At 46.1% G+C, this 15,332-nt stretch carries 10 protein-coding genes and 1 pseudogene; 4 read left to right on the top strand and 7 right to left on the bottom strand.

Annotated features, from left to right (window positions below; genetic code table 11):
• Nucleotides 1-649, bottom strand: a pseudogene (locus RID09_RS00055) (IS4 family transposase); the annotation flags it as partial.
• A gap of 485 nt (nucleotides 650-1,134) precedes the next feature.
• Between RID09_RS00055 and RID09_RS00050 the strand changes: the two are divergent.
• Nucleotides 1,135-2,820: an ATP-binding protein gene (locus RID09_RS00050; RefSeq protein WP_446333915.1), complete on the top strand. Its 1,686-nt coding sequence runs from the start codon at nucleotides 1,135-1,137 to the stop codon at nucleotides 2,818-2,820.
• A 207-nt stretch (nucleotides 2,821-3,027) separates the two neighbouring features.
• Here the strand turns inward: RID09_RS00050 and RID09_RS00045 are convergent, their stop codons facing one another.
• Together RID09_RS00045 and RID09_RS00040 are read right to left on the bottom strand one after the other, a co-directional pair.
• Nucleotides 3,028-4,350, bottom strand: coding sequence for a hypothetical protein (locus RID09_RS00045; RefSeq protein WP_446333914.1), 1,323 nt, complete (start codon nucleotides 4,348-4,350; stop codon nucleotides 3,028-3,030).
• Nucleotides 4,351-4,545: 195 nt separating this feature from the next.
• A complete protein-coding gene (locus RID09_RS00040; protein ID WP_446333916.1) occupies nucleotides 4,546-5,658 on the bottom strand; it encodes an alkene reductase in 1,113 nt (370 codons plus the stop codon).
• Between the two features lie 217 nt (nucleotides 5,659-5,875).
• Between RID09_RS00040 and RID09_RS00035 the strand changes: the two genes are divergently transcribed.
• Both RID09_RS00035 and RID09_RS00030 read left to right on the top strand, forming a co-directional pair.
• Entirely contained in the window at nucleotides 5,876-6,664 is a 789-nt protein-coding gene (locus RID09_RS00035) for a TVP38/TMEM64 family protein (protein ID WP_446333913.1), read from the top strand.
• A gap of 188 nt (nucleotides 6,665-6,852) precedes the next feature.
• On the top strand, nucleotides 6,853-8,397 hold the full coding sequence (locus tag RID09_RS00030; protein ID WP_446333912.1) for a mercuric reductase: 1,545 nt from the start codon (nucleotides 6,853-6,855) through the stop codon (nucleotides 8,395-8,397).
• Nucleotides 8,398-8,983: 586 nt separating this feature from the next.
• On the opposite strand, the gene RID09_RS00025 is transcribed toward RID09_RS00030, so the two are convergent.
• A complete protein-coding gene (locus RID09_RS00025; RefSeq protein WP_446333911.1) occupies nucleotides 8,984-9,931 on the bottom strand; it encodes an NAD(P)-dependent alcohol dehydrogenase in 948 nt (315 codons plus the stop codon).
• A 154-nt stretch (nucleotides 9,932-10,085) separates the two neighbouring features.
• Here RID09_RS00025 and RID09_RS00020 point away from each other — a divergent pair, with 154 nt between their 5' ends.
• Nucleotides 10,086-11,108: an isochorismatase gene (locus tag RID09_RS00020; RefSeq protein ID WP_446333910.1), complete on the top strand. Its 1,023-nt coding sequence runs from the start codon at nucleotides 10,086-10,088 to the stop codon at nucleotides 11,106-11,108.
• 417 nt (nucleotides 11,109-11,525) lie between these two features.
• Here the strand turns inward: RID09_RS00020 and RID09_RS00015 are convergent, their stop codons facing one another.
• From RID09_RS00015 to RID09_RS00005, 3 genes are all read right to left on the bottom strand, one after another.
• Entirely contained in the window at nucleotides 11,526-13,487 is a 1,962-nt protein-coding gene (locus RID09_RS00015; protein WP_446333909.1) for a glycosyltransferase family 39 protein, read from the bottom strand.
• 175 nt (nucleotides 13,488-13,662) lie between these two features.
• A complete protein-coding gene (locus RID09_RS00010; RefSeq protein ID WP_446333908.1) occupies nucleotides 13,663-14,139 on the bottom strand; it encodes a thiol-disulfide oxidoreductase DCC family protein in 477 nt (158 codons plus the stop codon).
• Nucleotides 14,140-14,358: 219 nt separating this feature from the next.
• Nucleotides 14,359-15,168, bottom strand: a complete 810-nt coding sequence (locus tag RID09_RS00005) for an MOSC domain-containing protein (protein WP_446333907.1) — start codon at nucleotides 15,166-15,168, stop codon at nucleotides 14,359-14,361.
• Nucleotides 15,169-15,332 lie beyond the last annotated feature (164 nt).

Below are 15,332 nucleotides of genomic sequence, written 5' to 3'. Positions count from 1 at the left end.
CCTTTTTCTTTGTATAATTAACTCCCGAATGAAATAACTTCATCCCCGGAGTTAAACCCAACTCACTTAGCTGTTGATAGTTTCCTTCTGATTGACGGATATAAGTATCTTGCTTGATCCGCAATGCAAAAAATACCTTCTTTGTCTTCAGCCAGTAGGCTAGTTCAACGCTGCGGAATTCCCGATCTCCGATGATAACAACTTGATAACGGGAAAGCAATTTTAAGACTGGACGAATAACTGCTATTTGTTCGGATATATTGCTACTGCCCGCTTTATCCAAAAATTGCCAATATACTGGGAAGGAACGTTTTTTCCAAATCACAGCAACCATTAATAAGTTATTGCTGTCCCATTGAGTTCTATCTATAGCTAGAATAACACGACTTCCGAGAGGAACTTGAGTTCTTAATATATATTTAAGTATCGGAAACCAAATTAATGGTAGACTAAGATTGGGAAGAACTAAAAACCTTTGCAGATGTTTTCTTCTACTTTGATAGAGGATGGGTACAGGAAATAGCGCGGCTAATCTCTCAATCTTGACTTCTTTATGTGCTTGAAGCAGCCAAAGTAAAATTTCCAGGGTAAGGAGTTGAGACTCACTTAAATAATTCTTAAGACAACTGTGATAGAATTGTGGTAACATTATTGATTGAGCGGTTTACTTTAACATAGCTAGACCGCTCTTTTTTACCACAAAACACACCCATTATTTGTAAAGTTTTTGGAAAAGTTTACAAAGTACTTTCGGCTGAAGTTCCCACCAGCCCAAAAGTTGAAAGGCTCTCAGGCGCAATATTTTCTATTGCCTTAATTCTTTGCGATATCAAAGATTTTTGGGAGGGTGAGAGCTCTTGCTTATTACGGAATAATACTTTCTGGGAATGTAGTATAAATTTACTATAGCGCTGTGCTAGGCGTGTATTTATACATTAGAAATGAAGACTTTATTCAAAGCAAATTAGAACCTTTGTACTGTAACTACGCAAGAGCGTACTGCTATAAAGCCGCTCCATTTCGGTAGGCGAGCTGGTACTTACTCTCTGTGATTATCATTCTCATTTACCTTTTTATTCTCAATAAACCTGTCAATAAGCTCTCATCTTTTTGAAGCTTGAGGGGGAAAATGCTTTGTCTGTCAAGCTTTTGAGCTGCTTGTCACCCCTCGCCCTCACCCACCTGTGCACCACCTTCCACCTCACCCCCTTTGAACGCAACACCCTACTTTTATGCGCCGCTTCTGCCTTAATTCCCTACTTTCCCCAACTCTGCATCGAAGCCCAAGGTAGCCCCCAGTACCCCTATCCCACCTTTAACCTCGCCCTGCACCTGTTTGGCAATCCCGCTGTCTCCTTTGGTGGCGATGATGCGATGAATGCCCTTTCCCTTTCCGCCCCCCTACAGTATTGGCAACTGGTGAATACCGAATCCTCTGTGCCGCTTCCCCTCAGCCCCCTGCAACTGGATAATAGTATTTTGCTGTATCTTTTGGGTCAACCCTATCAAGACACCCAGTTGATGCATTTGATTCAACCCGTAGACACGCCGATTCCGGCGACGCTGCAACCGTCTCATCAACAAATCGCCGATCGCATCGCCCAGTTATGGCAGACTAATCCTAATACTCTAGGGGAATCCACCGTCGCGGCGGGTGTTGAATCCCCCATTACTGCCCCTCGCCTTCCATCTGTAGAGACGTTGCATGCAACGTCTCTACAACCATTGCCCATCATCCAACTGTGTAATACTACCCCCAGCGCCGCCTCTGCCATTATCACCACCGTCGCCTCCCTGCTCAATCGCCCCCTCAAACGCCTCGAAGCCCATCGCCTCCCCACCTCTCTCCCGGAAGTCTCTCACCTCATCCGCCGTTGGCACCGCGATGCTATCCTCACCCAAAGTATCCTCTTCCTAGATTGCCAGGAATTCAACACCAGCCATATCCCCCTTATGGAGGCACTCTGCCACTTCCTCAAAGACATTACTACCCCCCTAATTATCAGTACCCCCCAACGCCTCCCCTCTGCCCAACGCCCCTTTATTACCTACGATATCCCCGCCCTCACCCATCTCGAACAACTCCACCTCTGGCACACCCACCTAGGCGAAACCGCCTCCCAACTCAATGGGGAAATCCCCGCCATCGTCGCCCAATTCAACCTCACCCACACCGATATCCAAACCGCCTGCATCGCCTTCCATTCTGATATCGCCCAACTGGAAAACCAACCCAAAGCCAAAGGGCGTAAAAAAACCCCCCCTGACACCCAACCCCAACCTTCACCCCTCACCTCCCACCTCTGGGATATCTGTCGCATCCAATCCCGCCCCCGTTTAGAAGATTTAGCCCAACGCTTAGAACCTACCGCCACTTGGGATGATTTTGTTTTACCTGAACCCGAACTTAAACTCCTCAAAGATATGGTGAATCAGGTGCGCCAACGGGTTAAAGTTTATACCGAATGGGGATTTGCCCAGAAAAGTAATCGGGGTTTGGGTATCAGCGCCCTATTTGCCGGACAAAGTGGTACAGGGAAAACCATGGCGGCGGAAGTTTTGGCAAATGCCTTACGCTTAGATTTATATCCCATAGACCTATCTGCAGTAATTAGTAAATATATCGGTGAAACCGAGAAAAATCTACGCCGTATCTTTGACGCCGCTGAAACCGGTGGGGCGATTCTCCTATTTGATGAAGCTGACGCCATCTTTGGCAAACCCGTGACGATGCAACATATCTTAGACGCCACCAAACAAGAATGCGCCAAATTAGAACGGGGACTCACTTCAACGGAAATTCAAGGCTGGGTTAAATAATTGGGGGCTGCTGAATAAGTCTTGTGGTGGGGGTAGGGAGCAGGGGAAGCAATGGTACATTTTTCTTGAGCCTCAAGCAAGAACCCCGACTTCGTAGGAGAAGTCTGGGCTCTGTCTGTGTAGTTCCCTGTTCCCTGTTGGGATTAACTGATGTCCTAACGTATCCTCGTCGTGCTATAAGTACACAACAAAACCCGCTCTATCTACCTAAGAACCTGAATCTAAACGACGTTGCCACTCCGCATCAATTTGGTCTTTGCGTTGCAAATTTTGATCCAGTAAATCCTGTTCACTGGTATACACCAAATCCTCTTGCCCAATTACATTTTGCGCCGCAAACTGCTGAGCATACGCCAGCTTTTTCTGTAAATCGGCATCAGGTTGAGCCAGTGCTAATGCTTCCTGCTGTCGTTTCTGATTCCGGGCGGCGGTTTTACTATTTTTCTGTTGAATCCAGAAATAACGAATCAGAGGAATCGCTAAAAACCCAATCCCGTAACCCAGTAAAAACCAGTAAATTGACGCGACAAAAGCAACCAATCCTCCTATCTCGGCAGCAATTTCGCCTCTTAACAGAGAACCCAGCATAAAAGCACCGATAATATTCACTCCCCCTAAACCAATTGCCAGCATAATTTGCCCACTCGTGGCAGCACTAAAGCGCCAAGGCTGTTCTTGTAGGTAAGATGAAACAGGCTGAGGATGCTGCTGTTGCGCTGTTGTCTGTAAGTCGGGGAAGTGATAGATAATCTCTCCATCGGGACTGACTTCCGGACGCCCATTGAAACGGCTGAGAACGGGTAACATATAGTCTTCATACTCCCGTTGATATCCTGTGCCAATATCATCAAGATAAGGAGCAATCTGTTCCGCTGTAACGGCACCGCCTGAATTGCGAATCACTGTGCCGATTTCTTGCCAACGACGTTCTTCTAAATCGGCATTGGGATTACCATCACCAAACAGAAACGAGAAAATTGCCTCCAGAAAATTCTTATGCTGACTTTGATTAGAATTCCAGGAGGTGCGCCGTTGCCGATGGCGTTCGTAACCCGGGTCAAAAAACCAAAACATATCGGGCCCAATCCAGAAGTGAGGCATAAAAATCATGCCACCGCCTCGATTAGAACCACCGTTACCGCCACCACCCGAATCACTATCACTGTTGGAACTTATACTGATGAAGATAATCGAAATGGCGAGAAAAATTAGGACAATTGAGAATAAGAGTAGAAGCCCGAAGGAAATCCGAATCAGGTAGAATAGAACACGCCAAGTTTTTGCCCACCATTCCTGCAATCGCAACCGGATGAATTTGTTTCGCAGGATTGTCCGAAAGTTCTTGGGAAACAGGTAGGCAATTTCACCTGACTCGGCGACTTGCAAATGTCCACCTGCATCGGATGCTAGCGCCAGTAATCCTCGTTCGGCTAAATTGATATTTAATCCCGCCTTAGCGGCTACATCACCCACGGTGACACGATAGCCAAGCTGCTCGACGCTATTCATTATTTTGGGATTGGGAGCCATAGCTATTATTGTAAAGATTTCTGTACTCTCTATTCCAAGTATAGAAGTCTGGCTTAGGCTTGAGACTTGCAGAAAGCCGAACACGATCGCGCCTTTGTTACTGCTCCAAGAAATAGGGAAGCAGGGGGAGCAGGGGGAGCAATGTAGAGACGCGCCATGGCGCGTCTGATTACCCCAATGCGATCGCGCTCTTGATTAACTGGCTTGCCGAGACTCCTCTAAGAACGGATAATCAGTATATCCATGCTTGTCACCTCCATAAAAGGTAGAGCGGTTATAGGCGTTCAGGGGAGCATTCACCTCAAACCGCTTGGGCAAGTCAGGATTGGCAATAAACAGCCTACCATACGCCACTAAATCCGCCTCTCCTTCCTTGAGCACAGCGTTTCCCGTCTCGCGGGTATAACCACCTGCTGTAATTAAGGTTCCGTTGTAAATAGGACGAAAATGACGCACTCCTAATCCCTTACCCTCATCTTCAACCGTCTCATTCCCTTGGATTCTCGGTTCAATGATGTGGAGATAGGCTAAATTAAAGGGATTGAGTTGGGAAATCACATAGTTAAACAAGGCTTCTGGGTTGGAGTCAGACATATTGTTAAACGTTCCACCAGGCGAGAGGCGAATCCCCACTTTATCCGCACCCCAAACCCTGACTACAGCTTCGGTAACTTCCATGAGTAAACGAGCGCGATTTTCAATTGATCCGCCATATTGATCCGTGCGCTTATTTGACCCATCATGGAGGAATTGATCGAGCAAATAACCGTTAGCACCGTGAATTTCCACCCCATCAAATCCAGCCGCTAAAGCATTTTTTGCTCCTTGGCGATATTGTTCCACAATTGTGGGAATTTCCTCGGTTTCCAAAGCACGAGGGGTGACAAAGGGTTGCTCGCCAGTATAGGTACTCGCCATTCCTTCAGGCGCGATCGCACTCGGTGCAACGGGAAGCTCACCATTAGGCTGCATTGAGGGGTGGGAAATGCGCCCGACGTGCCACAGTTGTAAGAACATACGTCCCCCACTCTCATGCACCGCCTGAGTAACTAACTTCCAGCCTTCCACTTGTTCGGGTGAGTGGATTCCTGGGCTATAAGCGTATCCGTATCCCTGCTGGGACACTTGAGTAGCTTCAGAAATAATTAATCCTGCAGAGGTACGCTGGGCATAATAGGTGGCATTTATTTCTCTGGGTACGTTTCCCTCACCTGCACGCATCCGGGTTAAGGGCGCCATAACCATGCGATTGGGCAATTCATAAGCGCCCACTTGAACGGGTGTAAATAGATTGATATCAAAATTCATGTTTTTCGTCATTTGTTATTTGTCATTGGTCATTTAGTCAAATATTTCTTTAGGGAACAGGGAATAGACTATAGGCAATTCAGATTTATAATTAATTATTCATCATTCATTTCGTCTATTTTCAGGGAATTCTCAGAGTATCAGCATAGGATGATGATAACGATGCACCTACAGTGGCGCATGAACCAGAAGAGGTAAACTGAGGAGAGACAAGCGGATGAAACGCCAATTCCGTCCCCGAAACCTGAGAAAGCTATTGAAGTTAGCGGTATTCACGCTACTGGCGGTTGGTACAACATTACTTATTGCCACAGATCCCGCCTGCGCCCAGGAACCAGTAATGGGTTCAGGATTCAATCCCCAAGCCTGGTTACGCAACGCCTTGCAATGGATTCAAGACCTGGGTTCGGTTGGTGCGATCGCGTTTATCATACTCTATATTATTGCCACGGTAGCATTCCTACCGGGTTCCATCCTCACCCTAGGTGCGGGTGTTGTCTTTGGCGTCGTTTTAGGTTCTATTTATGTTTTCATTGGCGCCACCCTGGGAGCAACCGCCGCCTTCCTCGTGGGGCGGTATTTGGCGAGGGGTTGGGTAGCGCAGAAAATTGCTGGGAACAAAAAATTTAAAGCGATTGACGAGGCGGTGGGTGGGGAAGGATTTAAAATTGTTCTTTTAACCCGATTGTCGCCTGTGTTTCCCTTTAACCTATTAAACTACGCTTATGGGTTAACGGGGGTTTCGTTGAAAGACTACTTTTTGGGTTCTGTTGGTATGATTCCTGGAACCATTATGTATGTTTATATTGGTTCTTTGGCGGGTAGTCTGGCAATGGTGGGGACAGAAGCACAACCCACTAATCCGGCGGTACAATGGACGATTCGGATTATTGGATTTATCGCCACTGTCGCTGTAACCTTATATGTTACTAAAGTTGCCAGGAAAGCCTTAGATGAAAAAGTCTCGGATGATCCTGTTCTAAATGAAAGCGTTTCCAATAAGTAGGGGCGGGTTTTACAACTATCTTTTTTTGTCACCCCTAAGTAACTAAAGTTTTGAGTGTGTAGGGGCGGGTTTCACCACTATCTTTTTATTGCCACCCAGATGTAACTAAACCCGCCCCGACCAAAGTGAGAGAATAAAAAAATCACCGTTTTCCTAATCTCCAATCACTATTAATTAAGGAGTAACTGATGACATCAGCATCTGAGAGAGTAATTGTCCCCCCAATGGATGAATATAACCAGCAATTGGTTTCCCATGTGCATCCACCCGATTGGGTTAATCCAAAACCCGCTGAGCGTTATGATCTCGTCGTAATTGGTGCAGGAACGGCGGGATTAGTCACCGCCGCCGGTGCGGCTGGGATGGATATTGGTTTAAAAGTTGCCTTAATTGAACGCCATCTTATGGGTGGGGATTGCTTAAATGTCGGATGTGTGCCATCTAAATGTCTTATTCGCTCATCCCGTGTTGTCGCCCAAATGCGACAAGCTGAAGAATTTGGGATTCGTCCTCCTGAACACATTGATATTGATTTTCCAGCAGTCATGGCACGGATGCGGAAGCTACGAGCCCGAATTAGTCATCATGATTCAGCCAAACGATTTAAACAAACCTATAATATTGATGTTTTCTTAGGAGAAGGGTCGTTTCAAAGTTCCAATACAATTGCCGTTGGGGATAAAATTCTGCGGTTTAAAAAAGCCGTGATTACGACGGGGGCTAGGGCTGTACGACCACCCATTGAGGGCATAGAAGAGGCAGGATTTCTGACCAATGAAACTGTCTTTTCTTTAACCGAACGCCCTAAACGCCTTGCAGTCATTGGTGGGGGACCAATTGGGTGTGAATTGGCGCAGGCATTCCGTCGTTTAGGCTGTGAGGTGATTCTTTTCCATCGCCATTCTCACATTTTAAATAAAGAAGATACTGATGCCGCAGAAATTGTGCAGCATAAGTTTGAAAAGGAAGGCATTCGCTTAGTCTTAGATTGTCAGATGAAACGGGCAGTCAAGATGGATGAGGGAAAGTTACTGCACTATACCTGTAATGGTCAGGATGAGTCCACGATTGTTGATGAAATTTTAGTGGGTGCAGGGCGTGCGCCAAATGTAGAAGGGTTAAATTTAGATGCTGTTGGCGTAGATTACCATAGCAAAGGGATAAAAGTCAATGATTATCTACAAACAACCAATCGCAATATTTATGCCGCCGGTGACATTTGTATGAAATGGAAATTCACCCATGCAGCGGATGCAGCGGCGCGAATTGTGATTAAAAATACCTTATTTTCTCCTTTTGGTTTAGGGCGCTCTAAACTCAGTGATTTAGTTATGCCTTGGGTAACTTATACTGACCCTGAAATTGCCCATGTTGGCATGTATGAACATGAAGCCCAAGCCAAGGGAATTAATGTGAATACGATTAAGATACCATTTAATACGGTAGATCGTGCGATCGCGGATGGGGAAGAGGACGGATTTGTCAAAATTCATCATCAGAAAGGTTCAGATAAAATTTTGGGGGCGACAATCGTGGCTCCTCATGCAGGAGAGATGATTAGTGAAGTGACAACGGCGATTGTGGGAAATGTCGGGTTGAGTAAGCTCAGTGGTGCGATTCATCCTTATCCAACCCAAGCGGAAGGAATTAAGAAAGCGGCTGATGCGTATCGGCGCACGCTGCTGACACCCAATACAAAACGCTTTTTAGGGTTACTCACTAAGTTGTCTTAGAAAGTTTGTAGTAAGCGCTGAAGCGCTGATATGGCACGCTAGGTGCCTACGATGATTGCAGATAAGGATGTCTTTCGCAATATCGACGGATAGCCCATAAGGTTTCTAATCGCTTCTTGCCTAGACTACTCAAGGACTATCTCCTGCAATGCTACTAGAGTCGAAGTTTTTTTCTGTTATAGCCCAGTATAGTTAAGCAAAGATTAACAATCGCTAAAAAATTAAACAGATGGGCATGTAGGGGCGGGTTTTACAGCTAACATTTTGACACCAACCACTAACCTGACTAAACCCGCCCTTCTCAGGGTGTACAAGTGTAGCGGCGGGTTTTATAGATAACATTTTGGCACAAAACCCATAACCTGACTAAACCCGCCCTTCTCAGGGTGCAGGGAATTAGAGCTTATCCCTCGTAGTATTGGGAGACAAAGGAAAATATTCCCTCTTCCCCTATCACCAGTCATCCAACACTTAGTCAGGGCGGGTTTAGTCACATCTTTTGTGAGGTAAGAAACGATAGTCGTCAAAGTGAGCCCCTACACCCTCACGCACCGGTTCCTTAGAAGGTCGTGAAAGGTCAAAACTTTCAACTCGCTACCATAATCACCAGCTTACCAACAACATGACCTTTTTCACTCTCCTGATGCGCCTGAGCAACAGCAGAGAGAGGATAGGTTTGAGCAATGACTGGGCGAAGTTTCTGAGCGTCAATCAGTTCTTCGAGAGACTTTAAATCCAAACCATTGGATTTCATGACCACGACTTTAGCTTTTTTTCCCGGAAGAAAAGCCGTGAAAAAACTCTCCAGGAAGTTAACCGGATAGGGGTGAGTGGTGATATAGACGCCGTTAGGTTGCAAACAATTTTGGCAACTCCAGAAGGATTTATTTCCGACCACATCGAAAATAATATCGTACTTGGCAGTATCCTTAGTAAAATCCTGCTGAGTATAGTCAATCACTCGGTCAGCGCCCAAATTTTTCACAAACTCCTTATTTTTGCCACTACAAACCCCTGTCACCTGAGTTTCAAACGCCTTGGCAATTTGTACCGCAAAGCTACCCACACCACCCGATGCGCCGTTAATCAGCACACTGTATCCCTGCTTAATTTTTCCATGATCTCGCAAGGCTTGCAGCGCCGTGAGTCCGGCTAAGGGAACAGCCGCCGCTTCTTTGTGGCAGAGCTTTTCCGGTTTTGGACAAGCCGCTTTTGCCGACAAAACCGCATACTCTGCATAAGCACCACCCGTGAGATTATCCAGACAGGCATAGATTTGGTCTCCCGGTTGAAAACGAGTCACAGCCGTTCCCACTTCTACAACTTCCCCAGAAATATCAAATCCCAAAACCATAGGAAAATGATAGCCAGTTAAGAGTTGCAACATTCCCTGTCTGGTTTTCCAGTCAATGGGATTAACGCTAGTAGCATGGACTTTGACCAATATCTCATCGGTTTTGATGAGTGGAGTTGGCAAGTCCATAAGTTGGAAGACTTCAGCTCCACCATACTGATTAATTGCGGCAGCTTTCATAAACTATTCTTCCTCGATAGAGAGCATCGTCAAGCCTTATAAAAGTTAACAGTAATTCTCTCTTTAATATCTCAGTCTTGAGGCAGAATTTGAGAGTGATTAAAAAACCAATAGTATGGTTTTTAGGAGTTTTAGCGAATAAGCGTGATTAATCATGAGTACTAATACCCAAATTCCGCTCCCCTCCCATTTCAAACCCAATAAAGTTGGAGAAGTCTGGCGTGTTCCCTATCAAGAGCGTGTCAACCAAGCCAAAATTTGGGCAAAACAGCATCATCTCAAGCCAGCCAATCAAGATGAAACCCGGATTGGTTTATTGCTAATCGATGTTCAGAATACCTTTTGTATTCCCGAATTTGAATTATTTGTCGGCGGTCAATCGGGTACGGGAGCCATTGATGACAATGTGCGACTGTGTGAATTTATCTACCGCAATCTCGGAATCATCACCGAAATTGCGGCGACGATGGATACCCATACCGCTATGCAAATTTTTCATTCTATATTTTGGATTAACGATGCTGGAGAACATCCACCCGCGATGACGAATATCTCCATAGACGATGTAGAAAAAGGTGTGTGGAAAATCAATCCAGCCGTCGCCCCTCGGATTCGCCAGGGTGATGATCAATGGTTACAAGATTATGCCCTGCATTATGCCAAGACGCTCAATTGTGATAGTAAATATCCGTTAATTATCTGGCCCTACCATGCTATGCTGGGAGGAATTAGTCACGCTTTGGTTTCTGCTGTAGAAGAGGTTTGTTTATTTCATAATGTTGCTCGCCAAAGTCAGACCCATTTTGAAATGAAAGGTAGTAATCCACTGACTGAAAATTACTCGGTTCTCCAGCCGGACGTTCTTTTCGACCAGAATGACCAACCGATTGCCCAAAAGAACACACCGTTTCTGGAAAAATTGTTAGAGTTTGACCGATTAATTATTGCTGGTCAGGCAAAGAGTCATTGTGTGGCTTGGACAGTTGATAACTTGCTGGGTGAAATTCAAGCCAGAGATCCTAAGTTAGCCGAGAAGGTTTATTTACTGGACGATTGTACTTCTCCGGTTGTGGTTCCTGGGGGGGCGGATTTTACTGGACAAGCTGATGCTGCATTTCAACGGTTTGCTGATGCGGGAATGCACCTGATTAAATCGACTGAAATTATTGATTGGTGATTGGTTAATTGGGCGGTTTAAACCGCAGCTACACAAACAAAACCCGCCTGCGCGGGTTTCATAACCCTTAGTGCAGCGTGGCAGTAATCATTGAGCAGCTAAAATCTCCCCCACTCACCATAGTTCCACGCCTTACGTCTCTACTCGCACGCCCGGTGGTTAAAAACTTTTGCCGTCATGCACTGGTTTTTCTTTAGTCCGCGTAGGCGGACTTTGTTTGTTTAGCCGCGATTTCTAATCGCCAGGGCTTAAGGGCTTAAGTTGACTGAAATTGGATAAACAAGCGGCGAGAACCAGCGCAACGAAACAAGCAATATTGTAGAGACGATTCATATTGCAATTTCATTTTCCTTGAGTTTAGCAGAAGGTTGCGATCGCGTCTGGATTGATCAGGGGGAAATATCCCAAACAAGGACATTACGGCAACTCTGACGCTGAGGAACCTTCATAATTATCGGCAAGGCAGTGATACAGTTGATAATTATAACCATCCACCCCTACCTGATACTCAGAAGAATCTTCAGCATAACAGTTGGGTAAATCGGCTACCGTTGCTTTAAAGTTAACTAGCCATATATCTAGAGGGCGTGGCATTTGGGCGAGTGTTTGTTTAAGAGTTATTGAGGCGGGACAGGTTAACCCTTGACAGCGATATTGGTCTTGATGAGCCAGGAGAAATTGAGGATTATTAATAGCAGATGAGTTATGATTCCTCAACTCCCAAGCAATTCCCATTATTTCCCCCGTTTGCACTAAGGTATTATGGGTAGTCGCAATGAGAACGGGTGAAGGGGATGCTTGCTCAATAATCGGTACTAAAAGGTCGGGACGATAATATTTTTGATAGCCTAAGTTATTGACTACCGTAATCCCACTCAATAGTCCCATTACTCCAACCATCACTACGACGATTTGACCTCGGTTTCGCCAAGGGGAAAGGTTGGGTAACCTGTGAGATGTTTTCCATATCACCGCTAACGCGGCGGCGACTAAGAGGATGACAGCCGGAAAATAAACAAAGTGATATCGTGCGCCTCGGGTCAAGTCTTTGCCTAGAATATAAGTTATCGCAAAAAATAGCGCGATCGCACTCAAGACAAACCCCACTAAAACCCCAGTCTCCCAGCGCGTTTGTGCCTGTCTTACCAGGGTTTTACCCCCCCGATAGACAAAGGGAATTACCCCGATAAAGAACCCCATCATTACCACCCCAGCCGCCAAGACAACTTCCAGGGAAGACGATTCTACAGGTAACAGCGACACCATCGTAATCCAAGCCGCCAACGTCTGAAAAATCGGATTAATCCAACTCAACAAACTTTCACGGTTCAGCATCATCCAATCCGCCATCTGGGGTTCATACCCTCCCTGTAACACAGGTATCCACACCAAACCACCAACCCCTGTTCCCATCGCCGCCGCCAAAATCCGCCACCACGTTAAAGATTTTGGGGCTGACGTCTTCTCTAGGTATGACTCACCGGAGGTTTCCCTACCACTAGATAATCTAGTATTCCCAATACTACTCGGATAAGCTTTAAATGTAATTTCTGCTCCCCCAGCTCCCCCAGCTCCCTCTGCTCCCTCTGCTCCCCCAGCTCCCCCAGCTCCCTCTGCTCCCCCAGCTCCCCCAGCTCCCCCAGCTCCCTCTGCTATCCCTCGTTTCCACCTAAGACGATAATGCCACAACCCCAATCCCATCAGGGCAATTCCTTGAGCAAAAAGGGTCAAACTAAAAAAATAGTGGGTAGCGATACCGAAACTATTCACCAGAACCCAAGCCAATACCACCCCAATGGGTAAAGGTGTTCGGCGTTTGAGATGCTGTACCGCCACGACTAAGCAACAAAGGGAAGCAATGACCCAAATAATACCTAACGTATAATGACGGGCTTCCTGTGCCAAATAAATCCCAAAAGGAGACAGCGCCATCATCGCGGCGGCGAATTGCGCCACAACCTGGGAACGAAACGCCAACCAGCCTAATCCATACATGGCTGGGATAGAGAGAACACCAAAAAAAGCCGGGAGCGATCGCGCTGCCCAAAGTGAGATATACTCTCCTGAAGTGGGAAATAACTGCATCCACCCATGGGCGAGCATAAAATAAAGTGGCGGATGGTGATCCTCAGTTAACAGATGATGCCAAACTACTCCCACGCCAGCTTCGGGGTTAGGTTTTAGAGGATGCAACAGCGTCTCTAAAGAAATCGCTTCATCTAGGGGTACAGCCTGAAAACTATTGCCCAAGCTAAACACCAGTGTCGCAAACTCATCTGTCCAAGGGGACTTCAGGGTAAGATTAGTGAAGCGCAAAGCCGCACCAATAGCAATCCATACCAGTAGCAGGAGTAGATTCAGGTTTTTTCGGGACTGCAAAATATTCAAAGGGAACAGAGGATCAATTTTCCAAACCTAGCAGACTATGCCTGGAAGAGAAACGACCGACTATCTTGGACGATAAAGTCAGTATTCAGTCCTAAATTCTAGTACAAAGAACCCGCTCCTAGCCAATAACAAACGTGTCATGGCACGTCTCTAAATAATTTCTCGATTAACGTTCTAGGCGACATTTTTGATCATCTGGGCAATCTAAACGTTGTTGACGTTGGGCGACTAAGGTGGCTAGACTGGGGCGTCCTGTCAGTTTGAGGCGTAAGTTTGCCCATATAGTATAAATCTGATTGGCTAAAATATTGAGGATAGGTAGGCGAGTTGGCGCATAAATCCAACCCATCCCTAGAATCTCGTAGACAGTACGAAATACTTCAATATCTTTGATGATCTTACCATCTGGCAATATCCCATGAATGCGTCCCATTGCCGTTTCATAATCAATCCCGCCATGGTCTTCAGGATTATAGGATTCATCGGCAATATCGACAAATTCCACTAATCCTCTACCCGCATCCCGTTGCTGGAGAAAGTGAACTTCTCGTAGACACAAGGGACACTCACCATCGTAGAGTAGCTTGATTTGCCAGGATGGGGCTTGTTGAGGGGAGCGGGTTATTGTTTCAGCGCTAGACATTAACGTTTTTCTTCGTTTGTCAAAGGTTTTATCTTTATTTTAACAAATATTAATAAATTGGGGATTGCTCTCTAAGATTGACCCAGGCTTCGTACTTCAAGATGTAGCATAAAAAGTGACAAGCTTTATCCCGAATAGACCATTACTGGTGATGCTGTACTTACTCTAAATGCTGCTGTTTAAGCGCTTTAGTGAGGTTAAATGTTGCACTAAGTACAATCATGCACCAAAATTCTTAATTTTAACCTCATCCCCTATCCGCAGTGTTCCCAACTGTTCTTGAATCACGTTTTGCCCAAAAAAAATTTTCCCATTCCGTAGGCGATAGTTTGCCAGTGTCGCTAAAGGTTCTTTACCTCGTATACCCTGAGATTGATCCACCGTGGTAATTGTACATCTAGAACAAGGTTTAACCACGCGAAAGGGAATTGAACCGATGCGAATGTGACGCCAACTGTCTTCGGCAAATGCTTCACAGCCAGAAACGACAAGATTGGGGCGGAATCGATTCATGGGAACAGGCTGTTCTAACCGTTGGTTTAAGTCTTGCAACGAGGCTTGGGAAATCAGCAAAAAGGGAAATCCATCGGCAAAACTGACGGGTTCGCCGGGATCAGCATAATTCGGATTAATCGGGCGGATGGAGTCCTCTGGCATATAAACTAACTGACAGGGAATGTGGAGAAACTCGCTAAACCACTGACTGAACTGTTGATCTAATGGTATCGCTGGACAGATATCATTCCAAACTTGCACCCGGAGGCGATGGTTACTTTCATAGTCTAGGGGAACGGATAAGCTGGGCTGGTTGGGTGCTTCCACGACTAACTCACCCTCCCCGAACCGCACCTGAATCAGCGCCATGGAAGGAAATTGACGCTGGGTGAGAAACTTACCCTGCTCATCCACTAGCATCCAGCGTCTGTCATATTGTAAACCGCGATCGCTCACTTGAGCCTCTTCCAGCGCTATCCCGCCTGCTGACTTAATCGGGTAGATATAGATTCCACTTAAGTGAATAGAAGTCATGGGTTTATACCGCCGATTTAACCTTGACACTCCCCCGGTTAAAACGCGGGGGATTCTTCCGTCACAGGGAGGCAGAGTTTATCGTCTTCTAGGACGGAACCTTTACCCTCAGAAAGCTTAACCACCGTGTGTCCCACGGCTGTCCTACCTCTAATTTCGACTAC

Origin of the sequence: Coleofasciculus sp. G1-WW12-02 (genome assembly GCF_040219735.1) — a bacterium.
In the GTDB taxonomy this organism is placed as follows: domain Bacteria; phylum Cyanobacteriota; class Cyanobacteriia; order Cyanobacteriales; family Coleofasciculaceae; genus Coleofasciculus.
Note: the sequence above shows the minus strand (reverse complement) of the source record. Positions and strands in the feature narration are given on the sequence as shown.